Consider the following 24,539-nt stretch of genomic DNA (forward strand, 5'->3'; position numbering starts at 1 on the left):
TCGCCGGCGCGCGGCGCGTGGGGGAGGCCGGCCGCCGCGCGGCAGAGCGCGGGTGGGCGCGACCGGATCCGGACGGCGGCGCGAAGGCGGTTCAGCGCCCGGTGGCGGCGAGCCGCTCGAGCAGGGCGACGAGCGCGTCCATCTGCTCGGGGCTGAAGGAGCCGGCGGTCGAGGCGTCGTCGACCGCTTCGGCGCGCAGGGCGGAGTGGTAGTACAGGCCGTCGCCGATGAGCGTGATCGCGATGGCGAGCGCCGGATCGTCGACGTGGCGGCCGAGCTCGACGAGCCAGCGTTCGCGCACCTCCTCGATGGCGCGTCCGGCATCGCGGTCGCCGCCCTGCGCGAGGCGCACGGTAGTGATGAAGCTGCGGTCGAGGGCGGTCTCGATCTCGAGCGACGAGCGCACGAAGTAGGCGATGGGCCCCTCTGGCGCTTCGTCGATGCGGGCGACGTCGTCGTCGACGAGGCGGTGCAGGCGCTCGATGAGCCCGGCGATGAGCGCCTGGCGCGAGCCGAAGTGGTAGAGCAGCCCGCCCTTCGAGACGCCGGCCTCCCTGGCCGTCGCGTCGAGGGTCGCGGCGCGTTCGCCGTCGGCGATGATCAGCCGTTCGAAGGCGTCGAGGACCGCTTCGCGGGCGGCGGGTGGACGGCTCATGAACCCATTGTGGCGGAGAACGGGCGCGGGGCCGGAGATGGCAGGCGGTGCGACATCCTGTTACTATACCAACTGGACGGTACAGTAATCCGTCGCTGACACAGAACGAGCGAACGCATGACCGAGAACACCACGACCCCCGCGAACCCCGCGACGAGCGCCGGGCAGGAGTCCATCCGCGAGCCGGCCGTGCCCGTGGCGACCACGACGCGCGCCCCGCGCCGCGCCTGGTTCGCCCTCGCCGTGCTCATGCTGCCCGTGCTGCTCGTCTCGATCGACAACACGGTGCTGAGCTTCGCCCTGCCCGAGATCTCGCTGGCGCTCGCGCCCACCGCGGCCCAGCAACTCTGGATCATCGACGCCTACCCGCTCGTGCTCGCGGGCCTGCTCGTGGCCATGGGCAGCGCCGGCGACCGCTTCGGCCGCCGCCGCATGCTGCTCATCGGCTCGGTCGGCTTCGCCGTCGTCTCGATCGGCGCGGCGTTCGCGCCCACCGCCGAGGCCCTCATCGCCGCGCGTGCCGCGCTCGGTTTCTTCGGCGCGATGCTCATGCCCTCGACGCTCTCGCTGCTGCGCACGGTCTTCACCGACCGCGAGCAGCGCCGTCTCGCGATCGCGATCTGGGCCACGGGCTTCGCGGCCGGCAGCGCCTTCGGGCCGATCGTCGGCGGCCTGCTGCTCGAGCACTTCGCGTGGGGCTCGGTGTTCCTCCTCGCGGTGCCCGTGCTCGTGCCGCTCATCATCCTCGTGCCGCTGCTGATCCCCGAGAGCCGCGACCCGTCTCCCGGACGCATTGACGTCATCAGCATCGTGCTCTCGCTCGCGGCCATGGTGCCGATCGTGTTCGGCATCAAGTCGATCGCGACCGACGGCCTCGGCGGCATCGGCGTGCAGGCGATCCTGTTCGGAGTCTTCTGCGCGATCTGGTTCGTGCGGCGCCAGCTGCGGAGCGAGTCGCCGATGCTCGACGTGCGCCTCTTCACGAAGGGGTCGTTCGGCGGCGCGGTGCTCGTGAACCTGTTCAGCGTCATCGCGCTGGTCGGCTTCCTCTACTTCGTGTCGCAGCACCTGCAGCTCATCGCCGGCCTCAGCCCCGTCTCGGCAGGGCTCGCCCTGCTGCCCGGGCTCGTCGCGATGATCATCGCGGGTCTCGCGGTCGTGCCGATCGCCAGGCGCGTGCGCCCTCGAGTGCTCGTGCCGGTGGCGCTCACGCTCTCGGCCGCGGGCTACCTCGTGATCGCACTGATGACGGATGCCGCGTCGATCGCCCCGATCGTCGTCGCGTTCGTGCTGCTCGGCGTGGGCATCGGGGCGGCCGAGACCGTCTCGAACGAGCTCATCCTCTCGAGCGCTCCGCCGGCGAAGGTCGGAGCCGCGTCCGCCGTCTCCGAGACGGCGTACGAGCTCGGCGCCGTGCTCGGCACCGCGGTGCTCGGCAGCATCCTCGCGGCCCACTACCGGTCGGCGCTCGTGCTCCCGGCATCGCTCACCGACGCCCAGGCGCATGCCGCGCGCGAGACGCTCGCCGGCACCACCGCGGTCGCCGACCAGCTGCCGACCGGAGTCGCCGACGACCTGCTCGCCTCGGCTGCAGCGGCGTTCGACGGCGGTGTGGTGCTCACCTCGCTCATCGGCGTCGCCCTCATGCTCGGCGCTGCCGTGATCGCGGCGGTGACCCTGCGCAACCCCGCAGCGACGCGCGACTGACCTCCCGGTCGATCGAGTCGAGTCCGGCGCGCTCGTCTCGTCGCGGCGCACCTGCGTGCCGGTCGACGGGTCGACGCTCGTCTGCGACGTCGAGATCGTACGGCGGCGACGTGCCAGCAGCACGATGCCGAGCACGACGACCAGTGCGCCGGCGCCCATGAGGATGTAGCCGACCGTGCTGAGGTCGATCCAGTCGAGCGTGACCTCGACCGCGAAGGCGAGGATCGCGCCGATGACGAACAGGACGATTCCGAGTCCGATGCTCACGTGTACCTCCAACCATGCGGGGCGGCCGGATGCCGCGCCCGAGCAGGGGCCGCGTGGCCCCGTACGTGGTCAGGCTAGCCGTGCGAGCCACTACGCTGAGAGGGCTGGCGCACGAAGGGACGTTCATGGTACGCACGGTCAAGCTCGCGGTCATTCCGGGTGACGGCATCGGTCCGGAGGTGGTCTCCGAGGCCCTGAAAGCACTCGAGGCGGCGGTGCGGGGCACCGATCTCGCCATCGAGCAGACGCCGTACTCGCTCGGCGCGGCACGCTATCTCGAGACCGGCGACGTGCTGACCGACGACGACCTGAGCGCCATCAAGGCGCACGACGCGATCCTGCTCGGAGCCGTCGGCGGCACACCGGGCGACCCCCGCCTGGTCGGCGCGAACATCGAGCGCGGCCTGCTGCTGAAGCTCCGCTTCGAGCTCGACCACTACGTGAACCTCCGGCCGACGGTGCTGCACCCCGGCGTCGTGAGCCCGCTCTCGAACCCGGGCGAGGTCGACTTCGTCGTCGTGCGCGAGGGCACCGAGGGCCCGTACGTCGGCAACGGCGGCGCGATCCGCACCGGTACGCCCGCCGAGGTCGCCAACGAGGTGTCGGTGAACACCGCCTACGGCGTCGAGCGCGTGGTGCGCTACGCGTTCGCCGCGGCATCCGCCCGACCGCGCAAGAAGCTCACCCTCGTGCACAAGACGAACGTGCTCGTGTTCGCCGGCTCGCTGTGGAAGCGCACGGTCGACGCCGTCGCAGCCGAGTTCCCCGAGGTCGCCGTCGACTACCTGCACGTCGACGCCGCGACGATCTTCTTCGTCACGGATCCTGCTAGATTCGACGTCATCGTCACGGACAACCTCTTCGGCGACATCCTCACCGATCTGGCCGGCGCGATCAGCGGCGGCATCGGGCTCGCAGCCTCGGGCAACATCAACCCCGACGGCCGATTCCCCAGCATGTTCGAGCCGGTTCACGGTTCCGCACCCGACATCGCCGGGAAGGGCATCGCCGACCCCACTGCCGCGATCCTCTCCGTCGCCCTCCTGCTTCACCATCTCGGTGAAGCGGATGCCGCGGCCGGGGTCGAGCGTGCGGTCGCCGCCGACATCGCCGAGCGCGGCGACGCGACCCGTTCGACCTCCCAGGTCGGCGACGCGATCGCCGCTCGTATCGGCTCACTCGACTGACTCATCGATCGAAGGACCCATCATGACGATCAACCTCCCGCTCCAGGCTCCGTCTCCCGCAGGGCTCATCTGGCAGACCGTTCGCAACGAGCAGGCGAAGTCGCCTGAGGCGCGCGCCGAGATCCTCGCCGACCCCGGCTTCGGCAACCACTTCACCGACCACATGGTCGATGTCTGCTGGTCCGAGAAGGGCGGCTGGCACCGTCCGCGGGTCACGCCCTACGGCCCGATCTCGCTCGACCCGGCCGCCGCGGTGCTGCACTACGCGCAGGAGGTCTTCGAGGGCATGAAGGCCTACCGTCACGCCGACGGCTCGATCCGCACGTTCCGCCCCTACGAGAACGCGGCGCGCATGCAGCGCTCGGCGAGGCGCCTCGCGTTGCCCGAGCTGCCGAGCGAGATCTTCATCGAGTCGCTGAAGAAGCTCATCGCCGTCGACGCCGAATGGGTGCCCGGCGCCCCCGAGACGAGCCTGTACCTCCGCCCGTTCATGTTCGCGAAAGAGGCGTTCCTCGGCGTGCGGCCGGCGAAGAAGGTCGCGTACTACGTGATCGCGAGCCCCGCGGCCGCGTACTTCCCCGGCGGCGTCGCCCCCGTGAACATCTGGCTGTCGACCACCTACGCCCGTGCGGGCAAGGGCGGCACCGGGGCGGCGAAGACCGGCGGCAACTACGCGTCCAGCCTGCTGCCGCAGGCCGAGGCCTACGAGAAGGGCTGCCAGCAGGTCGCGTTCCTCGACGACGAGGGCAACCTCGAAGAGCTCGGCGGCATGAACGTCGTGATCGTCAAGCGCGACGGCACGCTCATCACGCCCGAGTCCGACTCGATCCTCGAGGGCATCACGCGCGACTCGATCCTGCAGCTCGCGGCCGATCGCGGCCACGTGGTCGAGCGGCGCCACGTGTCGATCGGCGAATGGCGCGCCGGCGTCGAGTCCGGCGAGATCGTCGGCGCGTTCGCCTGCGGCACGGCCGCGGTCGTCGTGCCGATCGGCCGCCTGCTGGCCGACGACTTCGAGATCGTGCACGCGCACGCCGAGGCATCCGACCTCGCCCTGTCGCTGCGCGAAGAGCTGACCGACATCCAGTACGGGCGCCGCGAAGACCGCCACGGCTGGATGCTGCGCCTCGACGCGTGAGCGACGCCGTCATCGACGACGTGACGGCCGGGTCCTGGCGGATCCGGCCGTTCGCCGTCGCGGACACCGAGCCGGTGGTCGCCCTCTGGCGCGCGGCCGGTCTCGTCGTGCCGTGGAACGACCCGTACCTCGACATCGAGCGCAAGCTCACCGTGCAGCCCGAGCTCTTCCTCGTGGGGGAGTCCGACGGCGTGCTCGTCGCGACCGCGATGATCGGCTACGACGGGCACCGCGGATGGGTGAACTACCTCGCGGTCGACGGATCCCGCCGCGGCGAGGGCCTCGGCGCTCGCCTCATGGCCGAGGCCGAGCGCCTGCTCGCCGAGCGCGGATGCCCGAAGCTCAACCTCCAGGTGCGCTCGACGAACGCCGGGGTCATCGCGTTCTACCGCAGCCTCGGATACCGGGTCGACGACGTCGCGAGCCTCGGCAAGCGGCTCATCCCCGACGCGCCGTAGGCTTGGGGCATGAAGATCGCGCGCTTCTCGCATGGTGAGACCATCTCGTTCGGAATCGTCGACGAAGAGGAGCACGAGCTCGTCGTCCTCAAGTCCGACCCGATGTTCGCGGGCTACGAGCCGACGGGCGAGCGGGTGGCGCTGGCGGCCGCGACGCTGCTGGCACCCGTGATCCCGCGGTCGAAGATCGTGGCCGTCGGCAAGAACTACCGCGAGCACGCGGCCGAGATGGGCGGAGAGGCCCCGAGCGAGCCGTTGCTGTTCCTCAAGCCGAACACGTCGGTGATCGGACCGTCCGACGTCATCGTGCTGCCGCCGCAGAGCGAGCGCGTCGAGCACGAGGGCGAGGTCGCCGTCGTCATCGGCCGCATCGCGAAGAACGTCGCAGAGGCCGACGCCGCGAGCGTCATCTTCGGCTACACGATCGCCAACGACGTGACGGCCCGCGACCTGCAGCAGCGCGACGGGCAGTGGGCTCGAGCCAAGGGCTTCGACACGTTCTGCCCGCTCGGCCCGGTGATCGACACCGAGCTCGACCTCGAGCACGGCACGATCGAGACGAGCGTGAACGGCGAGCGTCGCCAAGAGGGGCGCCTCGCCGACATGGTGCACTCGATCCCGGCGATCATCGCGTACGCGTCGAGCGTGTTCACGCTGCTTCCCGGCGACGTGATCCTCACCGGCACCCCCGCCGGCGTCGGTCCGATCGTCGACGGCGACACGGTCGAGGTCTCGGTCTCCGGGCTCGGCACGCTCTCGAACCGGGCGCGCCGGGCGTAGATCCCGGCCTGCGGCGTCGGCCGACCCGGCCGGCCGGGCTCGACCTCGCGCTTCAGCGGTGCGAGGGAACCCGGGAGCCGCTCGGCCGCAGGGCGTCGGCCGCGAGCTCGACGTCCTCCTCGTCGTTCCAGAGGTGGAACGCGACGCGCGCTCGTCCGGCCCGCCCCGAGGCGGTGATGCCGGCGGCCGTGAGGGCGGCGAGGTCGCAACCGGTGGGGTCCTCCCACGTCACGATCGCGCTGTCGGATGCCGCGAGTCCGAGCCGTTCGCGGAACGCGTTCGCGAGGGCGAGGTCGTCGCGGCGCACGGCGTGCAGGTCGAGCGAGGCGGCGAATCCGAGTGCGGCCTCGGCTCCGGCCCAGGCGTGCCAGGCGGGGGAGACGTCGAAGCGCGTGGCATCGGGGGCGAGGTGCAGGCCCGGGCCGTAGCACGAGGTCCACGGGTCGGCACCCGAGTACCAGCCGGCCGTGAAGGGGGTGAGCTCGTCGACCGCGCGGTCCGAGAAGGCGGCGAAGGCGGCGCCGCGCGGGGCGCCGAGCCACTTGTAGGCGTGGCAGACGACGAGGTCGGCGTCGAGGTCGTCGGTCGGCATCCACCCGGTCGCCTGCGTCGTGTCGATGAGGGTGAGCGCGCCGGCGTCGCGCGCGGCCGCGGCGACGGACGCGGCATCCGCGAGCGCTCCCGTGGCCGACTGCACGAGCGACGCGGAGACGAGCCAGGTGTCTGGGCGGATCTCATCGGCGAGCGCGTCGAGCGGCACATGTCGCACGCGCAGGTCGGCGCGTGCGAGGAACGGCGCCACGATCGACGAGAAGTCGCCGTCGACGCAGAGCACCTCGGCGCCGGAGGGTGCGGATGCCGCGACGAGACCGGTGAACACCGACACCTGGGATCCGGTGGCGACCTGCTGCGGCTGCGCGCCGAGCAGGGTCGCCGCGTGTCCGCGTGCGCGCTCGAGCGCCGCGGAGTAGTCGCCGGCCGACGCGGTTCCGGCGGCCCACGCCTCGAGGTCGCGCAGCACGGCGGCGCGCGTCACGTCGGCGGGCAGGCCGAGGGTGCAGGCGGCGAGGTAGCCGCGGCCGGCGAGGTAGCGCGATCGTTCGTGGTGCATGGTTCCAGCCTCGACCCGAACAACCCATTGCACAACGGCAACTGATCAATCGAAGACATGCTGCCGCGTTATGATTCCTCCATGACGGACGACACCTCGATCGAAGACCTGGCCGGGGCCATCGACCTGCAGACCGTGCGCGTCGTCGGGCGCATCGCCGAGCTCGGCTCCCTCACGGCCGCCGCCGCGTCCCTCGGCTACAGTCAGCCCGCCGTCAGCCAGCAGGTGCGTCGCTTCGAGCAGCGCACGGGCATCGCGCTCGTCGAACGCGCGGGCCGCGGCATCCGCCTCACCCAGTCGGGCCGGGTGCTCGCCAGGCATGCGAACGCGGTCGCGACCGCGCTCGAGGCGGCCGCGGGCGAGCTCGCCGAGATCCGCGGGCTGCGGGCAGGGCGGGTGCGCCTGGCCGCGTTCCCGTCGGCGTCGGCCACGCTCGTGCCCAGGCTCATCGCGGGCCTCGCGGCGCGGCATCCGGGCGTCACGGTCACCTACGTCGAGGCCGAACCGCCCGAGGCCGTCGCGGCGGTCCGCGCCGACCGCGCCGACCTGGCCATCACGTTCAGCTATCCGGGCGACCGCCACGACCCGCACACCGAGAGCGCACGCGGACTCGACGTCCGGTCGATCGGCGTCGAGCCCATGCGACTCGTGCTGCCCGAGGCGCACCCGGCCGCGGCATCCGAGATCGTCGACCTGGCGCAGCTCGCAGACGAGGCCTGGATCGCCGGGTGCCCGCGCTGCCGCGGCCACCTGCTCGAACTCACGACGAAGGCCGGATTCCGACCCCGAATCGGCTTCGAGACCGACAACTTCGTCGCCGTGGAGTCGATGGTCGCGCAGGGCCTCGGCGTCGCGCTGCTGCCCGAGCTGGCGCTGGCGGCCTCGCCGAGGCATCCGGGCGTCGTGACCCGCTCGACCGCCGGAGCCGACGTGCGCTCGCTGCACCTCGTGACGGCGCGCGGGGGAGCGCGGGTGCCCGCCGTCGCGGCGGCGATCGCCGTGCTCGAGACGCTCGCGCCGAACGCGCATCCGCCGCGCCGGTGACGACGCGCGCTCGGTACGATTGACGGGATGTCTGAGACAACCCACCCCACGACCACCGCCACCGGCAGCGACGTCCGCGTGCGCTTCTGCCCGTCGCCCACCGGCACGCCGCACGTCGGCCTCGTTCGCACCGCCCTGTTCAACTGGGCGTACGCGCGCCACACGGGCGGCACGTTCGTGTTCCGCATCGAGGACACCGACGCCGCTCGCGACAGCGAGGAGAGCTTCGACCAGATCATCGACGCGCTCACCTGGCTCGGCCTCGACTGGGACGAGGGCGTCAACAAGGGCGGCCCCAGCGAGCCCTACCGCCAGTCGCAGCGCAGCGACATCTACCAGGACGTCATCGCCCGGCTGAAGGCCGCCGGCCACCTCTATGAGTCGTTCTCGACGGCCGAGGAGATCGACGCGCGCAACCTGGCGAACGGTCGCCCGAAGCAGCTCGGCTACGACAACTTCGACCGTGACCTCACCGACGAGCAGAAGGCGGCCTTCCGCGCCGAGGGCCGCGAGCCCGCGTTGCGCCTGCGCGTGCCCGAGACCGACCTCGGCTTCGACGACCTCGTGCGCGGCCGCATCGACTTCCCGGTGGGCTCCACGATCGACTTCGTGCTCGTGCGCCCGAACGGTGCGCCGCTGTACACGCTCGTGAACCCGGTCGACGACGCGCTCATGGGCATCACGCACGTGCTCCGCGGTGAAGACATCCTGAGCTCCACGCCGCGCCAGATCGCGCTGTACCACGCGCTCATCGACATCGGCGTGACCACCTTCGTGCCGCGCTTCGGCCACCTGCCCTACGTCATGGGCGACGGCAACAAGAAGCTCTCGAAGCGCGACCCGGAGTCGAACCTCTTCCACCACCGTGATCGCGGCTTCATCCCCGAGGGCCTGGTCAACTACCTCGCCCTGCTCGGCTGGGGCTTCTCGGCCGATCGCGACGTGTTCAGCCGCGACGAGTTCGTCGCCGCGTTCGACGTCGCGAACGTGAACCCCAACCCGGCGCGCTTCGACCAGAAGAAGGCCGAGTCGATCAACGGCGACCACATCAGGCTGCTCGAGACCGCCGACTTCGCGGCGCGCACCGTTCCGTACCTCGAGGCGGCCGGCGTGCTCACCGCCCCGCTCTCGCCCGCTCAGGCCGCGATCCTGGCCGAGGCCGCGCCGCTCGTGCAGGAGCGCATCGCCCTGCTCGGCGAGGCGCCCGGCATGCTGGGCTTCCTCTTCACCGATGCCGCGGGACTCACGATCGACGACGACGCCCTGAAGGGGCTGCCCGCCGATGCCGCAGCGGTGCTCGCCGCCTCCCGCGAGGCGCTCGACCGCCTGCCGGCCGAGGAGTGGACGCACGGGTCGATCGAAGAGGCCCTGCGCGGTGCGCTCATCGACGGGCTCGGGCTCAAGCCGCGCGTCGCGTTCGGCCCGGTGCGCACGGCGATCTCGGGTCGACGCATCTCGCCGCCGCTCTTCGAGTCGATGCAGATCCTCGGCAAGATCGACTCGCTCGCGCGGCTCGACGGGTTGGCCGCGAAGCTCGGCTGAGTGCCTCGGCGACGGATGCCGCGGCGCCCGCCCGCGGCATCCGTCACCGCACTCCCGACCGGCGGTTCCGCCGCCTCCGGGCACGGCCGGCGATGGCGAGGCCGTCTCAGTTTGGAGGCAGCCGATCCATAGGCTAAAGTCGTATCTCGGCGCGGAACACGGTTTCGAGGCCATTGGGGTATGGTGTAATTGGCAACACGGCGGTTTCTGGTTCCGTTGTTCTTGGTTCGAGTCCAGGTACCCCAGCAGTGAAAAACCCCCGGTTCGCCGGGGGTTTTCGCGTTTCCGGGCGAACTTCGCCGAGCGTGTTCGCGACGGACTCCATCCGTTGTTACCAAAGGATATTCGAATATCCTTTGGTAAGGTCGACGAATGGGCGATGATCGCACGATCGGCGGCTGGCCGCCCGTCGAGTTCGAGGACCGGCCATGGGAGCACGACCCAGAGGTCGCGGCCTCACGCCGCGCCCTGCGGCAGGCCCGCGGGCCGTATGCCGCCGCGGTGCCGCCGAGCATCGCGTCCGCGGTGCCCACGGTGTCGCCCGAGGTCGCCGCACTGGCCGACGACGCCACCGCCGAACTGGCGCGCTTCGACGCCGAGGTCGGCATGATCGCCGCGCCCTTCACGTCGATCCTGCTGCGCTCGGAATCCGCGTCGAGCTCGGAGGTCGAGCACCTCACCGCGAGCGCGAAGCAGGTCGGCCTGGCCGAGCTCGGTGCCGCGGCCTCGGTGAACGCACGCCTCGTGGTCGCGAACGTGCGGGCCATGCAGGCCGCCCTCGACCTCTCGGACCGGCTCGACGAGCCGGCGGTCATCGCGATGCACGACGCGCTGCTCCGCGACACGGCCCCGCAGTTCGTCGGAGGCTGGCGCGATCAGCAGGTGTGGATCGGCGGGGGAGCGGTCTCGCCGCACGCGGCGACCTTCGTGCCGCCGCACCACGAGCGTGTTCCGGGCCTCATGCGCGACCTCGTCGCCTTCGCCGAGCGCACCGACGTTCCCGTGCTCGTGCAGGCGGCCATCGCGCACGCCCAGTTCGAGACCGTCCACCCGTTCCCCGACGGCAACGGCCGCACGGGCCGGGCGCTGCTGCAGGGCATGCTCCGTCACGGGCGCATCACGCGCAACGTCACGGTGCCCGTCTCGGCCGGGCTCCTGCGCGACCCCGAGGGGTACTTCACGGCGCTCGGCGAGTACCGGGCCGGCCGCATCGACCCGATCGTCGCCGTGGTCGCCGACGCCTCGTTCGCGGCGGTGACGAACGGACGCACGCTGGTCGGCGACATCCGCTCCGCCGGCGAACGATGGAACGGCGCCGTCCGCGCTCGCGTCGACTCGTCGGTGCACCGCCTGATCTCGTTCCTGCAGAGCCAGCCGGTCGTCAATGCGAAGACCGTCGCCGCGGCGCTCGAGGTCACCGAGGTCACGGCGCAGAACGGCATCGATCGGCTGGTCGAGGTCGGCATCTTGAGCAGGGCGACCGGCGGTGAACGCAACCGGATCTGGCACGCGACCGAGATCGTCGAGGCGCTCGATCGCTTCGCGGAGCGGGCGCGTCGGGGGCGCCTCGGATGAGGGGGCGCACGACGCGCCCGCCCGTCGAAGCGGTCGTCGAACGTCTCGCGGAGCCGCGTTGCGGCGCGCCGTCCGCCGGGTGCTGGACATGCACCTCGACGTGATGTTCCATTGACATGACCGAGGTCGTTCGCCCTGCCGAACGCAGAGGTCGGCACTGGGGGTGAGCGTGACGGAACGCAATAGGCGCAATCGCGATTTCGCGGAGACGCGGACGCCGTTGGGCGTGCTCGGCGGGTTCCTCGGACTCGTCGTGGCGAGCGCGATGGCGGCCGCGCTCATCGTCGTCGGCGTGACGCCGGCGCTCGCGACGGTCGGCATGGCGGCATCCGGAACGATCGACACGTTCGAGCGGCTGCCCGGCTACCTGCAGATCGGCGAGCTGTCGCAGAAGAGCAACATCTACGCGACCCGGAGCGACGGCAGCAACGTGCTGCTCGCGTCGTTCTACGACCAGAACCGGGTCGAGGTCGACTGGGACCAGATCAGCCCGTTCGTGAAGGACGCGACCGTCGCGGGTGAGGACCCGCGCTTCTACGACCACGGCGGCGTCGACCTGCAGGGCACGATCCGAGCGGCCCTGACGACCGCGGCCGGGCGCGAGACCCAGGGCGGCTCGTCGATCGCCCAGCAGTACGTGAAGAACGTGCGCGTGCAGCAGTGCGAGCGCGAGGCCGATACGACCGCGTTCGAGGACATGGCCGACGACGAGGTCGCAGCCCTGACCGGAGACGAGCGGTTCGCGCTCATCGAGGAAGAGCGCCTCGCGTGCTACGACAGCGCCACCGAGACGAGCATCGACCGCAAGCTCAAGGAGATGCGGCTCGCCATCGGCGTCGAGAAGCGGTACACGAAGAACGAGATCCTGCTCGGCTACCTCAACATCGCCGGATTCGGCGGCACGGTGTACGGCATCGAGGCCGCGGCCAGCTACTACTTCAGCACCAGCGCCGCGAAGCTCACGCTTCCCCAGGCGGCCTCCCTCGTCGCGATCGTCAACAACCCCGTGAAGTTCCAGCTCGACAAGCCCGACAGCACGACGAACGGCGTCGAGAACGGCTACGCGGCCAACCGCGACCGCCGCGACTACCTGCTGCGGCAGATGGCCCGCGAGAAGAAGATCACGACCGACCAGTACGAGGCCGCGATCGCGACCCCGGTCGAGCCGGTGCTCACCGAGCCGAGCACGGGGTGCCAGACCGCCGGCGGGTCCGCCTACTTCTGCGACTACGTCAAGCACATCTTGCAGAACGACCCGACGTTCGGCGATGACGACGAGACCCGCATGCTGAACTTCCGTCGCGGCGGCTACCAGATCTACACGACGCTCGATCTCGACCTGCAGTACGCCGCCGAGAAGGCGATCACCGACAACGTGCCGTCGACCTTCCCCGGCTGGGATGTCGGCGGCGTCGTCTCGAGCGTCGAGGTCGGCACCGGCCGGGTGCTCGCGATGGCGCAGAACAAGCTCTACAGCCAGGACCCAGAGGTCGTGGCCGGCCACCCGTTCGTCACCGGGATCAACTACAACACCGACTACGACTACGGCGGCTCCAGCGGATTCCAGCCCGGCTCGTCGTACAAGGTCTTCACCCTCGCCGAGTGGCTCGCCGAGGGCCATGCGCTGACCGAGCGCGTGAACTCGAGCCGCAAGAGCAACTGGGGCGCGTTCAACGACAGCTGCCTCGGCACGCAGTACGCCGATGCGGGTTGGAACCCGCGCAACGACGCCAACGAGCCGGGTGGCAACTACAGCGCCCTCGAATCGACGATCGGGTCGATCAACACCGGATTCCTCGGCATGGCCAAGCTCATCGACCAGTGCGGCATCGCGAACAAGGCGAAGGCGTTCGGGGTGCACCGCGCCGACGGCAACCCGCTCGTGCAGTACCCGTCCGCCGTGCTCGGCATCAACGAGGTCGCACCGCTCAGCATGGCGGTCGCCTTCGCCGGCATCGCGAACGACGGTGTCGCGTGCACGCCGATCGCGATCGACCGCATCGTCGGCGCCGACGGCAAGGAGATCGCGCCGCCGAAGTCCGACTGCGAGGCCGCCGTGACCCCCGAGGTCGCCGGGGCGATGCACTACGCCATGTCCCGCGTGATGTCGAACGGCACGGGCCAGCAGTCGAGCAGCGCGACGTATCCATGGGTGCCGCTGATCGGCAAGACCGGAACCACCGACGGCGCGAAGGACACCTGGATGGTGGGTGCGAGCACGCGGGTCGCGACGGCGGTCGCCGTCGTGAGCGTGAACGGCGACGCCAACCAGCGCGGCATCGACTTCTTCTCCGGGTCGGCCGCCACCGCCCGTCACCGCATGTGGCCCATCGTGATGTCCGCCGCGAACGCGAAGTACGGCGGTGGCGAGTTCCGCATGGACGGCCCTGGGCCGGTCGCGCCGTTCACCTCACCCGAGCCGTTCAACGACGTGCCGCAGTACGTGCCGCCGCCTCCGCCCCCGCCGCCCGCGCCGGCACCCGCGCCGGCACCTGCTCCCGCACCCGATCCCGGAACCGGCGATCAGGGCGACGACGGTGGGCGCACGCTCGAGCCCCGAGACGACGACGGCCGCGGGAACGGCCCGAACCAGGGCGACGACTGACCCGGCCACGACCGACCGGGCGAGGGTGACGTCGGCCATGCCCCGACGGAACGTCGTCGGTGCGGAGAGCGGATGTCAGAAGTCGAGCGTGTCGCCGGGTTCGAGCCTGACGTACTCGCCGCCCGACTGCTCGACGGCCCAGGCGAGCCGCGCGTGCGAGAGCTCCTTGCCGAACTGCGAGAGCACCATCTCGTGCGTCGCGAACGCACGCTTCGGGGCGACCGCGCGCACGTACTCCATCGACTCGGAGATCTTCATCCACGGTGCACCGGCCGGTGCGGCGAGCACGTCGACCGCGACGCCCTCGGGCACGACGAACGAATCGCCGGCGTAGGCGAACGCCTCGTTCACGATGACGCCGACGTTGTCGATGATCGGGATCGACGAGTGGATCTCCGCGTGCCGGCCGCCGAAGAAGCGCAGGCGGAACGGGCCGACCTCGACCTCGTCGCCGGCGGCGACGGTCTCGATCGGGAACTCGGATGCCGCGGTCGCGACGCCTGCCGGACCGAACAGCCGCACGTCGGGGTTCGCGTCGACGATGCGCCGCAACTGCTCGGGGCTCCAGTGGTCGGCGTGCTCGTGGGTGATCACGACCGCGACGGCGCCCGTGGCATCCGTGATCGGCGTCGTGTAGTTGCCGGGATCGATGAAGAGCCGGTCGCCCGAGTCCTCGATCACGAGTGCGGCATGTTCGAGTTTCGTCAGGCGCATGGTTCGAGCAAACACCGTTCGGCTCGTGCGATGCAAGCCCTCGACGGCCTGTCAGAATCTCTGCATGACTCGAAGTCCCAAGCGCGTGATCGTCGCGGTGAATCCGTCGGCCTCGTTCGGCCGCCACCGCGACGTCGGAGCGACCGCGGTCGCGCGTCTGGCCGAGGCCGGTCACGAGGTCACGCTGCTGCAGGAGGCGAACTTCGAGCTGCTCCGGCGCGAGACCGAGCACGCCTTCGAGCGCGGCACGGACGGGCTGCTCGTCGTCGGCGGCGACGGCATGGTCTCGCTCGCCGTCAACATCGTCGCCGGCACCGGGGTTCCCTTCGGCGTGGTCGCCGCGGGCACCGGCAACGACCTCGCGAGAGGGCTCGGACTCCCGTTCGAGGACCCGATCGCGGGCATCGAAGCGCTGCTCGAGGCGCTCGAACGCGAACCGCGCACGATCGACGCCGGGGTGATCCGGCGAAGCGATTCGGCGCCGGTGTGGTTCGCCGGCATCGCCTCGGCGGGGTTCGACGCCCTCGTCAACGATCGAGCGAACCGCATGACGAGGCCGCGGGGGCCGAGCCGGTACACGATCGCACTCGTGCGCGAACTCGCGACCTTCCGGCCCCGGGCCTACACGATCACGATCGACGGGGTGCGGCGCGAGCAGAAGGCGATGCTCATCTCGGTCGCCAACGGCAGGTCGATCGGCGGCGGCATGAAGCTCGTTCCGCACGCGGACATGTCAGACGGCCTGCTCGACGTGTTCATCGTGCATCCGATCTCTCGGGCACGCCTGATCGCGGTCTTCCCGAAGGTGTTCCGCGGTGAGCACACCGATCATCCCGCCGTCGAATTCGTCTCTGCGCAGCGGGTGACCCTCGACGCGAACGACGTCGTGGCCTACGCCGACGGGGAGCGCGTCGGGGCACTGCCGATCGACGTCGAGGTCGCCCCGGGGGCCCTCAGGGTCTTCGTCTGAGGTCGGTCGTTTCGGAGGCGCACCGCCGGCCGCTCGATTTGGAGGGCGCACTGAACGTGTGTCATACTCTTCAAGTTGTCAGTTCGGCCCCATCGTTTAGCGGCCTAGGACACCGCCCTCTCACGGCGGCAGCGCGGGTTCAAATCCCGCTGGGGTCACGTTTCGTGAACTTGCTGGCAACACCCGGAATGCCTCCGCTTCGGCGGGGGCATTCCGTCTATACACGTTGTCAGTTCGGCCCCATCGTTTAGCGGCCTAGGACACCGCCCTCTCACGGCGGCAGCGCGGGTTCAAATCCCGCTGGGGTCACGCATCCGACTTCCTGACAACGCCTCGAATGCCCTCGCCTCGGCGGGGGCATTCGTCGTCTCCGCGGTGCGAAGACGCGTGGTCGCCGTCGCCCCGCCGCCGCATCGCCCCGCCGCCGCATTGCCGCGCTGCCACGTCATGGCCCCGCGTCGTCGGTGCCGCCGGCCAGTGCATCACGACGAGCGCGGCGGCGGCCGGGACGGATGCCCCGACCGCCGCCGCTGCGACGCGTCTGCAGGTCAGGCCGGCAGCATCTCGCGCCGCGCATGGCGAACGCGGTGCGCGATCCAGAAGGCGACGACCGCGGCGATCACGCCGAGCACCACGAGCAGCCACGGCACCAGCGTCGCGGGGGAGACCCCCGCGGCACCGTCGGCCAGGGTCCGGCTTCCCGTGGCGAGCTCGCCGCTGCCGTCGGCGAGGGCGGCCGTGCCATCGGCGAGCGTGGTCGCGCCGTCGGCGAGCTTCGTGGTGCCCTCGGCCAGGCTCGCGGATCCGTCGGCGAGCGTGGTGGCGCCGTTCGCGAGCGTCTTCGTGCCGGTCGCGAGGCTCGCCGCTCCGGTCGACAGTGCAGAGGTGCCGGTCACGAGCTCATCGGCACCCGCCTTCAGCTCGAGGGTGCCGTCGAGGGAGCGCTCGAGCCCGGCGGCGATCCGCTCGTTGCCGGCGACGAGTCCGTCGACCTTCTGGTCGAGTGTCGCCGTGCCACCGGCGACTTGCGCGGCACCGTCGACGAGGGCGCCCGACTTGCCGGAGAGCGTCGCGGTGCCCGCGGTGAACTCGCCGAACTTGCCGAAGAGGGTGCCCGCGCCCACGGCCAGCTCGCCGGACCTGCCGGCGAGGGTGCCCGTGCCGATGGCGAGTTCGCCCGACTTGCCGGCGAGGGTGCCGGTGCCGATGGCGAGTTCGCCCGACTTGCCGGCGAGGAGGTTCGTGCCGGCGGCGACCGTGCCGGCACCGCTCGCGAGGGAGCTCGCGCCGGTGGCGACCGTCAGGGCACCCGCGGCGAGCGGTTCGGTTCCCTCGACCGTGAGCTGCGTGAGGCCAGACGAGAGCGAGGCCGCTCCGGTCGCAAGTGCATCGGCACCGGTTCTCGCGTTCGCGATGCCCGCGCTCAGCGTGCCGGCTCCGGCCGCGAGGCCGGTCGCCCCCGCGCTGAGACCGGTGGCGCCGGCACTGGTCGCATCGGCGCCCGCACGGAGCTCGGCGACCTGGGCGAGCAGCTCGGGCGGCAGGCCGCTCGCGGTGAGCACCTGTTCGAGGTTCGCGAGTCCGGCTGCGACTCCCGCTGCACCGCCGGCCACGCTCGCCGCACCCGCCTTCGTCGCCGCGGCTCCTGCTGCGACGGCATCGCCGCCGGCCTTCAGCTCGGCCAGCCCCGTCGCCAAGGTCGTCGCACCGCCGGCGACGGAGCCGCCGCCCGCGGAGAGGAGCTTCGCGTTCTCGTGCACGGCCGTCGCGCCGGCAGCCAGATTCTGGGCGCCACCGGCCAAGGAGGTCGCGCCGGATGCGAGCGCCGCGGCGCCGGTGTTGACGGCGCCAGCACCCGCGGCGAGTTCGGTCGCTCCGGTGTTGAGGCGTCCGGCTCCGGCGCTGAGCTCGGTCGCTCCGGTGTTGAGGCGTCCGGCTCCGGCGCTGAGCTCGGTCGCTCCGGTGTCGAGGCGTCCGGCTCCGGCGCTGAGCTCGGTCGCTCCGGCGTCGAGGCGTCCGGCCCCGGCGCCGAGTTCTGCGGCGCCGTTCGCGACGCGCGCAGCACCGGCCGCGGCCCGGGTGATGCCGTCCGAGACCTGCACCGCGCCGGCGGCGGCGTCGTTCGCGCCCGCCGAGAGCTCGGTGGTGCCGTCGACGCTCCGCCCCAGGCCGTCGGCGACCTTGATCGTGCCGGCCGCGGCACGTTCGGCGCCCGCCTTCAGGCGCTCGGCGCCGCCCGCCGCCGTCGTCGCGCCGGCCTCGAGCTTGATCGCGCCCGCGGAGAGGTCGCTCGACCCGTCCTGGGCCGTGCCGGCGCCGGATGCCAGGTCGGAGGCCCCATCGGCGATCCGGCTCGACCCGTCGCCCGCGGTTCCGGCGCCGTCGGCGACCAGGCCGGCGCCGTTCGCCAGCTTCGAAGTGGTGAGGAAGAAGAACACGATCGCGGCGATGAGGGCGATCGTCAGGGCGACTGCCGCGACCTTCAGCCCGGTTCCGTGGCGGTGGGGAGGTGCGTCGATTCTCGTCATTGAGGCTCCATCGGATGCGGGCGCGGCGAAGGCGCCCGGGAGGGGTGATTGCGGGTCCACTCGCCGACGCCGGTGCGGGGCGTCGGGTGCGCGGCCGCCGTGGGCGGGCCGAGCGCCACCGGGACGCCGTGCCGGCCCAACCTCGTTGTCGGTTTCCGGCGGCTCGTCGTCCCTGAGAGTCGGTCGAAGCTAACAGCGGTGGAGGATTCCCCGACGAGTGCTCATCATTTCCTGTGCGAACATCCAAGGGCTCGCGAGCACAGGACGGCCCGGCTTGTCGATGCCCCACAGACACGAAATGCCACGCCGAGGAGACGCCAGGGGGTACGGGTCCGGGCATCGCACCCGATAGACTCCCGAGAGCGAAGGGGAGTATCCCGCGAGGCGTTCACACGCATCGAGCCACGATCGTCAGTACGAGCGCCGAAGACGCCGCTCCGGGCGTGGCGGCGCACGAGTGCGCACTGGGAGAGACTTTCGGGTTCCGCCCTACCCAAATTCTTCGAAAGGCCGCACGTGCTGCAGCTTCCCGCCTGGTTCGAAATCGGATCCCTCGTGGTCCTCACCTTGATCCTCGTCGCCGACCTCCTCCTCGTCGTCAAGCGACCGCATGTGCCGTCCTTCCGCGAGTCGACGCTCTGGGTCGTCTTCTACGTCGCGCTCGCCCTCATCTTCGCGCTGCTCATGTACCTGCTCGGCGATGCCGAGCACGCCGGCCAGTTCATCGCGGGTTGGCTCACCGAGTACAGCCTGTCGATCGACAACCTGTTCGTGTTCGTGATCATCATGGCCAGGTTCGCGGTGCCGAAGAAGCTGCAGCAGGAGGTGCTCATGGTCGGCATCATCCTGGCCCTGATCTTCCGCGGCATCTTCATCCTGCTCGGCGCGCAGCTCATCGAGAACTTCAGCTGGATCTTCTACATCTTCGGCGTCTGGCTCGTCTACACGGCCTACCAGCAGGCGTTCGTCGAGCACGACGACGACAAGGACAACTTCCTCGTGCGCATCCTGCGCAAGCGGGTGAAGATCTCCGACGACTACGACGGCATCAAGATCCGCACCGTGATCGGCGGGCACCGCGTGTTCACGCCGATCCTGTTCGTCTTCATCGCGATCGGCACGACCGACCTGCTCTTCGCGCTCGACTCGATCCCGGCGATCTTCGGCATCACGCAGAGCCCGTTCATCGTGTTCACGGCGAACGTGTTCGCGCTCATGGGCCTGCGCCAGCTGTACTTCCTCCTCGGCGGCCTGCTCGAGCGCCTCGAGTACCTCAAGTACGGCATCGCGTTCATCCTCGCGTTCATCGGCGTGAAGCTCGTGCTGCACGCGATGCACGTCAACGAGCTGCCGTTCATCAACGGCGGCGAGCACATCGAGTGGGCGCCCGAGATCTCCACCTGGATGTCGCTGGGCGTCATCATCGCGGCGATGGCCGTCGCCACCGTGGCGAGCGTCATCAAGGCGAACGTCGACGCGAAGCGCCGCGGCCACACCCTGATGGAAGAGGTCCCGCACTTCACCGACGACGACGCCCGCTGACCTGCGAGTCGGCGAGACGTCCCGGGTGTTGCTAGTTTTGGTGGGCGGCGCACGGGGTGCGGCGTCCCGGTTCCCACCGGTGAAGAACGGCGACGAGGAGCACCGTGTCCCCTGATGGCGAAGACGTCGTCGAGCTCGATCGCGGAGCGGCGGTGATCGCGCACAGTGCTCGAACGGATGTCGGGCGCGTGCGCAGCATGAATGAGGACGCGTTCCTCGCCGAGGCGCCCGTCTTCCTCGTGGCCGACGGCATGGGCGGCCATGCCCGCGGCGACGTGGCGAGCCGCACCGTCGTCGAGACGTTCCGTCGGCACCTGGCGCCGGGCGGCCCGTCGTCGCCGGAGCAGGTGCTCGACGCGATCCACTCGTCGAACGACGCCGTTCGCGCGCTCAGCGGCGAGGGAGACGAGGGCACGGCGGTGGCCGGCACGACCCTCGCGGGCGTCGCACTGGTCGATGCCGGCGACGGGGCGGGATTCCACTGGATGGCCTTCAACGTCGGCGACTCGCGCATCTACTCGTGGAACGGGCGCACGCTGAGCCAGCTGAGCGTCGACCACTCGGCCGTGCAGGAGCTCGTCGACGCCGGACTCATCCGGCCCGAGGATGCCGAGCGGCATCCAGACCGCAACGTGATCACGCGGGCGATCGGAGCCGACGACGTCGTCGATCCCGACGTGTGGCTGATCCCGGCAGCAGGGCGTCAGGTCTTCCTCATCTGCTCCGACGGGCTCAGCAAGGAGGTCGACGACGAGTCGATCGCCCGGGTGCTCGTGGGCGACACGGGCCACGCGGCCGGGCTGGCCGGCGAACTCGTCGACCTCGCGCTCGAGCACGGCGGCCGTGACAACGTCACGGCGGTCGTCGTCGAGTCCGAGCTCGGCGCCCTCGACGACGAGACCACCAAGGATCGTGCGGCCACGGTGTCGGCGATCGAGGACACCACCCCGCGAACGAACGGAGGCGCCGGTGGCGACGTACACGGCTGACCCGTCGGGGGAGCACCTGGCGGTCGTGCGCGGCGGCGTCGTGCTCATGCTGCCCGCCGCATCCGCCGGGCTCGTGGGCGACCTGTGGCCGCGGCTCGTCGAGGCCGACCCGGTGCGTGCGGTGCTCGACCGCCTGACGGTCGACGGCCTCTCGGCGACGCCGTCGTTCGGCCTCGTCGTGCGCGCCGACGACGATGCCGTCGTGCGCATCGTCGTTCGCGGCGGGTTCTCGGTGCGCCTGGCGGGCGAACAGCTCACGGGCGAGGGCGTGTCGACCTGGGTCGAGCGTGCGATCGAGGGGTCGGCGGTCGAACTCGGTGCGACGGATGCCGCGGCGACCCCGGCTGCGGTCGCGCTGCCGATCATCGAGGGCGTCGTGTTCGCGGCGTCCGTCGACTCGGAGTCGATCGAGCCGGTCGCGGCGCCGGCCGAGCCGGTGCCGGTCGCGCCTGAGGAACGACAGGAGCCGACCGCCGGTGCCGAGCCGGAGCCCGCCGCCGACCCGTCCGCCGCCGACCCGTCCGCCCTGGACCTGCCCACCCCCGCCACGCCGGCTCAGCCGCTCTCGGCGCCGACGGCCTGGACTCCGCCCGCGATCGGGCACACCGGTCCCACGATCCCGGGCCCACCGGCCCCGCCGACCCCCGCACGGGCGTTCGACGCGATCGACGACTCGACCGTCGTCTCCCCGGTGACGGCCTCCATCGCACCGTCGTCGTCATCGACCGCCGGCACCGAGCAGACGATCGTCCCGCCCGGCGACACCCTCTCCGGCGACCACGACGGCTTGACCATCGTCGGCGGCGACGTGCAGCGCCTGCGCGCCGAGCGCGACGCACGCCGAGCCGAGCAGTCGGCGTCGGGCGAGCAGGGCCGGCCCGCGGCATCCGCTGCCGTCGCCTCGCCGAGGCTCAGCCTGCGCATGCCCGACGGATCCCTCGAGCCGGTGACCCACGAGGTGCTGCTGGGGCGCGCGCCGAGCGTCAGCCAGGTCTCCGGCGGGCGCCTGCCGCGCGTGGTCGCGATCGGCGCAGGCGACCAGGACATCTCGCGCAATCACGTGCGCGTCACCGTCGAGGGGGACACCGTCGTGATCACCGACCTGCACTCGCGCAACGGCACGCATGTCGCGCAGCCGGGCAAGGCGCCCGTTCGCCTCCGCGCGGGCGAGCCGACGCCGGTGCTCGTGGGCACGGTCGTCGACCTCGGCGGCGGTTGGACCATCCAGGTGGTCGCCTCCTGATGCGCCGCGCGACCTCCACCCCGCCCGAACTGCCGGGCTACACCCCGCAGGGCCTGCTCGGCTCCGGCGGCTTCGCCGACGTGTTCCTCTACGAGCAGCGGCTGCCACGGCGCAGGGTCGCCGTGAAGGTGCTCCTCACCGAAGAGCTCGGTCGCGACACGCGCGCCCAGTTCGTCGCCGAGGCCAACCTGATGGCCCAGCTGTCGACGCACCCCTACATCGTCACGATCTTCCACGCGGATGTCTCGGCCGACGGCCGGCCCTACTTCGTCATGGAGTACTGCTCGGGTCCGAGCCTCGCCGAGCAGTACAAGCGCGCGCCGTTCGCCGTCGAGGACGCCCTTCGCACGGGCGTGCGAATCTCGGGCGCGGTGGCCACGGCGCACGCGGCCGGCATCCTGCACCGCGACATCAAGCCCGCGAACGTGCTCACGAACGACTACGGCTGGCCCGCGCTGACCGACTTCGGCATCTCGTCGAACCTCGACGGCGAGCTGCCGATGCACACGATGACGGTGCGCCCCGGCGACCAGGCGACCGGAACCTCCGGCTCCGGCAGCACGGCCGCGGTCGGCATGAGCGTGCCGTGGTCGCCGGCCGAGATGTTCGAGGACGACCCGAGCCCCGACCCCCGCAGCGACGTCTTCTCGCTGGCCGCGACGGTGTACACGCTCCTCGCGGGGCGCTCGCCGTTCGAGATCCCCGGGCGCTCGAACGGCACGCTCGACCTCATCGGCCGCATCGAGCGCGGGGCGATCACGCCCATGGATCGCGCCGACCTGCCGCGCAGCCTCCAAGCGGTGCTCGCCAAGGGCATGGCGACCTCGCGCGACGACCGGTATCCGAGCGCGGTCGAGTTCGCCCGCGCCCTGCAGCGCGTCGAGCTCGAACTCGGCTACTCGGCGACCACGATCGAGGTGCCGAACCTCGCGGTCGTCGAGGAGCGCGGCACCGAAGACGCCGCGGATGCCACCAGGGCCCGCGCCGTGCGCACGATCGACGCGCAGGCCGCACCTCCCGCCGCGGGAGCCGGCGCCGCCACGGCACGTGCGGTCGGCGCACCCCCGAGCGCGCCGACCCCGACGGGGGCCGACGCGACCGTCGCGCGTGCGCCGCAGCCGGTCGCCGCGCAGCCGCCACTGCCCGACGCCACGATGATGCGACCCGGCCGTCAGGCTCCGGTCGCCGATGCGCGCGGCTCCGCCGCGGTCGGCGCCGCCGCCGAGCCCGTCGATGACGGCACGATCGTCAGGCCCACGGGCGCCGCCCGCGGCGACGCACGCGCCGCGAACGATGCGACGCAGGCCGCGGCATCCGTCACCGAGGTCGAGGCGCCGGCTCGGCGTTCGAGGGTCGGCCTCATCGTCGGCATCGCCGCCGGCGCCGTCGTGGCCGTCGCGGTCGTCGCCGCCATCGCCCTCTCCGGTGCGCTGCCGAAGCCCGAGGCCGAGGCACCCGTCAAGTCCGCGAGCCAGGACGCCGTCGCCGAGGCGACCGTCCCGGTTCCCGTGGTCGAACCCGGCGTGCCCTCCGCCGACGGCACGAGCGTGTCGTTCGAGGTCTCGCTCGACGAGCCCGAAGAGGGGGACCGGTTCCGCTGGAAGCGCTCCGACGGCAGCGGCACCGTCGAGGTCGCCGACGCGTCGCCGATCGTCGTCGCGGGAGTCGCGGCGGGGCAGACCGTCTGCATCGACGTGCAGACCCAGCGGGGCAGCCGCACCTCCGAGCCGGCGAAGGGGTGCACGCCGTGAGGCCGCTCCAGCCGCTCAAGGTCGAGTACTGCGGCGAGTGGTACACCGTCGACGAGGGCCGCACGTTCACGATCGGCCGCGAGTCCGACCTCACGATCGACGAGAACCCCTACCTGCACCGCACGTTCCTCACCCTGAGTTCCGAGTTCGGCCTGTGGTGGCTCTCGAACGTCGGCCAACTGCTCTCGGCCACGGTGTCGGATGCCACGGGCAGCGTGCAGGCGTGGGTCGCGCCGGGTGCGAAGCTGCCGCTCGTCTTCCAGCAGGTGCAGGTGCTCTTCAGCGCGGGCGCGACGACCTACGAGTTCTCGATCCACGCCGAGGAGGACTTCTACAACACCTCGCTCACGGCCACCCCGGCCGACGGCGGCACCACGATCATGCCCGTCACGCTGACCTCGAGCCAGCGGCTGCTCGTGGTCGCCCTCGCCGAGCGCGTGCTCGTGCAGCCGTCAGCCGGGCGCGCGACGGTGCCCACCTCGGCCGAGGCCGCCGCTCGTCTCGGCTGGAGCATGACGACCTTCAACCGCAAGCTCGACAACGTCTGCGAGAAGCTCGATCGCCTCGGCGTCGACGGGCTCCGCGGCGGGCGCGGCAAGCTCGCGACGAACCGGCGCATGCGACTCGTCGAGTACGCCGTCGCGACGCGGCTGGTGAGCGTCGACGACCTCCTCCTGCTCGACCGCGCTGCGGCGGAGCCCGAGGAGTGACACCGCTGACGCTGCTCGTTCCG

The 24,539-nt window shown here is 71.4% G+C and carries 19 protein-coding genes, 3 tRNA genes and 1 pseudogene; 18 read left to right on the top strand and 5 right to left on the bottom strand.

The window, feature by feature from the left end; all coding sequences use genetic code 11:
* Window positions 1-91: 91 nt before the first annotated feature.
* Window positions 92-655 (bottom strand): TetR/AcrR family transcriptional regulator, encoded by a 564-nt coding sequence (locus ASE68_RS07940; RefSeq protein ID WP_055857099.1) that lies wholly within the window; start codon window positions 653-655, stop codon window positions 92-94.
* A gap of 117 nt (window positions 656-772) precedes the next feature.
* Here ASE68_RS07940 and ASE68_RS07945 point away from each other — a divergent pair, with 117 nt between their 5' ends.
* Window positions 773-2,362 (top strand): MFS transporter, encoded by a 1,590-nt coding sequence (locus ASE68_RS07945; protein WP_082462118.1) that lies wholly within the window; start codon window positions 773-775, stop codon window positions 2,360-2,362.
* Between the two features lie 51 nt (window positions 2,363-2,413).
* On the opposite strand, the pseudogene ASE68_RS20715 reads toward ASE68_RS07945, so the two are convergent.
* Window positions 2,414-2,629 (bottom strand): annotated as a pseudogene (locus tag ASE68_RS20715) (DUF6458 family protein); the annotation flags it as partial.
* Between the two features lie 125 nt (window positions 2,630-2,754).
* Between ASE68_RS20715 and ASE68_RS07950 the strand changes: the two are divergent.
* From ASE68_RS07950 to ASE68_RS07965, 4 genes are read left to right on the top strand one after another with little or no spacing between them, the layout of a single operon-like run.
* Window positions 2,755-3,816 carry a 3-isopropylmalate dehydrogenase gene (locus ASE68_RS07950; RefSeq protein ID WP_055857102.1) on the top strand — a complete coding sequence of 354 codons (1,062 nt, stop codon included), beginning with the start codon at window positions 2,755-2,757 and terminating at the stop codon, window positions 3,814-3,816.
* A 22-nt stretch (window positions 3,817-3,838) separates the two neighbouring features.
* Window positions 3,839-4,954 (top strand): branched-chain amino acid aminotransferase, encoded by a 1,116-nt coding sequence (locus tag ASE68_RS07955; protein ID WP_055857106.1) that lies wholly within the window; start codon window positions 3,839-3,841, stop codon window positions 4,952-4,954.
* Window positions 4,951-5,412, top strand: a complete 462-nt coding sequence (locus ASE68_RS07960) for a GNAT family acetyltransferase (RefSeq protein ID WP_235480791.1) — start codon at window positions 4,951-4,953, stop codon at window positions 5,410-5,412. Before ASE68_RS07955 ends, ASE68_RS07960 begins: the two co-directional genes overlap by 4 nt.
* A 9-nt stretch (window positions 5,413-5,421) precedes the next feature.
* Complete coding sequence (locus ASE68_RS07965) at window positions 5,422-6,192, top strand: fumarylacetoacetate hydrolase family protein (protein ID WP_055857109.1); 771 nt, start codon at window positions 5,422-5,424, stop codon at window positions 6,190-6,192.
* Between the two features lie 52 nt (window positions 6,193-6,244).
* Here the strand turns inward: ASE68_RS07965 and ASE68_RS07970 are convergent, their stop codons facing one another.
* A complete protein-coding gene (locus ASE68_RS07970; protein ID WP_055857112.1) occupies window positions 6,245-7,303 on the bottom strand; it encodes an aminotransferase class V-fold PLP-dependent enzyme in 1,059 nt (352 codons plus the stop codon).
* A gap of 81 nt (window positions 7,304-7,384) precedes the next feature.
* Here ASE68_RS07970 and ASE68_RS07975 point away from each other — a divergent pair, with 81 nt between their 5' ends.
* The 5 genes from ASE68_RS07975 (at window position 7,385) to ASE68_RS07995 (ending at window position 14,069) form a co-directional block, all read left to right on the top strand.
* On the top strand, window positions 7,385-8,347 hold the full coding sequence (locus tag ASE68_RS07975; protein WP_055857114.1) for a LysR family transcriptional regulator: 963 nt from the start codon (window positions 7,385-7,387) through the stop codon (window positions 8,345-8,347).
* 27 nt (window positions 8,348-8,374) lie between these two features.
* Entirely contained in the window at window positions 8,375-9,889 is a 1,515-nt protein-coding gene (gltX, locus tag ASE68_RS07980) for a glutamate--tRNA ligase (RefSeq protein WP_055857117.1), read from the top strand.
* Window positions 9,890-10,063: 174 nt separating this feature from the next.
* A tRNA-Gln gene (locus ASE68_RS07985) sits at window positions 10,064-10,135 on the top strand.
* Between the two features lie 126 nt (window positions 10,136-10,261).
* Window positions 10,262-11,464, top strand: a complete 1,203-nt coding sequence (locus ASE68_RS07990) for a Fic family protein (RefSeq protein ID WP_055857120.1) — start codon at window positions 10,262-10,264, stop codon at window positions 11,462-11,464.
* Between the two features lie 169 nt (window positions 11,465-11,633).
* Window positions 11,634-14,069, top strand: coding sequence for a transglycosylase domain-containing protein (locus tag ASE68_RS07995; RefSeq protein ID WP_157421585.1), 2,436 nt, complete (start codon window positions 11,634-11,636; stop codon window positions 14,067-14,069).
* A gap of 75 nt (window positions 14,070-14,144) precedes the next feature.
* Here ASE68_RS07995 and ASE68_RS08000 read toward each other — a convergent pair whose 3' ends face one another.
* On the bottom strand, window positions 14,145-14,783 hold the full coding sequence (locus tag ASE68_RS08000) for an MBL fold metallo-hydrolase (RefSeq protein WP_055857125.1): 639 nt from the start codon (window positions 14,781-14,783) through the stop codon (window positions 14,145-14,147).
* A 64-nt stretch (window positions 14,784-14,847) separates the two neighbouring features.
* Here ASE68_RS08000 and ASE68_RS08005 point away from each other — a divergent pair, with 64 nt between their 5' ends.
* The 3 genes from ASE68_RS08005 (at window position 14,848) to ASE68_RS08015 (ending at window position 16,062) form a co-directional block, all read left to right on the top strand.
* Complete coding sequence (locus tag ASE68_RS08005; protein ID WP_055857128.1) at window positions 14,848-15,753, top strand: diacylglycerol kinase family protein; 906 nt, start codon at window positions 14,848-14,850, stop codon at window positions 15,751-15,753.
* 85 nt (window positions 15,754-15,838) lie between these two features.
* Window positions 15,839-15,911, top strand: a tRNA-Glu gene (locus tag ASE68_RS08010).
* Window positions 15,912-15,989: 78 nt separating this feature from the next.
* Window positions 15,990-16,062, top strand: a tRNA-Glu gene (locus ASE68_RS08015).
* A 239-nt stretch (window positions 16,063-16,301) separates the two neighbouring features.
* Here ASE68_RS08015 and ASE68_RS08020 read toward each other — a convergent pair.
* Complete coding sequence (locus ASE68_RS08020; RefSeq protein WP_055857132.1) at window positions 16,302-18,281, bottom strand: hypothetical protein; 1,980 nt, start codon at window positions 18,279-18,281, stop codon at window positions 16,302-16,304.
* Between the two features lie 519 nt (window positions 18,282-18,800).
* Between ASE68_RS08020 and ASE68_RS08025 the strand changes: the two genes are divergently transcribed.
* The 5 genes from ASE68_RS08025 (at window position 18,801) to ASE68_RS08045 (ending at window position 24,516) form a co-directional block, all read left to right on the top strand.
* A complete protein-coding gene (locus tag ASE68_RS08025) occupies window positions 18,801-19,823 on the top strand; it encodes a TerC family protein (RefSeq protein ID WP_055860973.1) in 1,023 nt (340 codons plus the stop codon).
* A gap of 104 nt (window positions 19,824-19,927) precedes the next feature.
* On the top strand, window positions 19,928-20,812 hold the full coding sequence (locus ASE68_RS08030) for a PP2C family serine/threonine-protein phosphatase (RefSeq protein WP_235480792.1): 885 nt from the start codon (window positions 19,928-19,930) through the stop codon (window positions 20,810-20,812).
* Window positions 20,793-22,055: an FHA domain-containing protein gene (locus ASE68_RS08035; protein ID WP_055857136.1), complete on the top strand. Its 1,263-nt coding sequence runs from the start codon at window positions 20,793-20,795 to the stop codon at window positions 22,053-22,055. The genes ASE68_RS08030 and ASE68_RS08035 overlap by 20 nt, the downstream gene beginning before the upstream one ends.
* Entirely contained in the window at window positions 22,055-23,806 is a 1,752-nt protein-coding gene (locus ASE68_RS08040; protein ID WP_055857139.1) for a serine/threonine-protein kinase, read from the top strand. Before ASE68_RS08035 ends, ASE68_RS08040 begins: the two co-directional genes overlap by 1 nt.
* Window positions 23,794-24,516, top strand: a complete 723-nt coding sequence (locus ASE68_RS08045) for a hypothetical protein (RefSeq protein ID WP_235480793.1) — start codon at window positions 23,794-23,796, stop codon at window positions 24,514-24,516. Before ASE68_RS08040 ends, ASE68_RS08045 begins: the two co-directional genes overlap by 13 nt.
* Window positions 24,517-24,539: the final 23 nt, after the last annotated feature.

The organism is Agromyces sp. Leaf222 (assembly GCF_001421565.1).
Lineage (GTDB): Bacteria > Actinomycetota > Actinomycetes > Actinomycetales > Microbacteriaceae > Agromyces.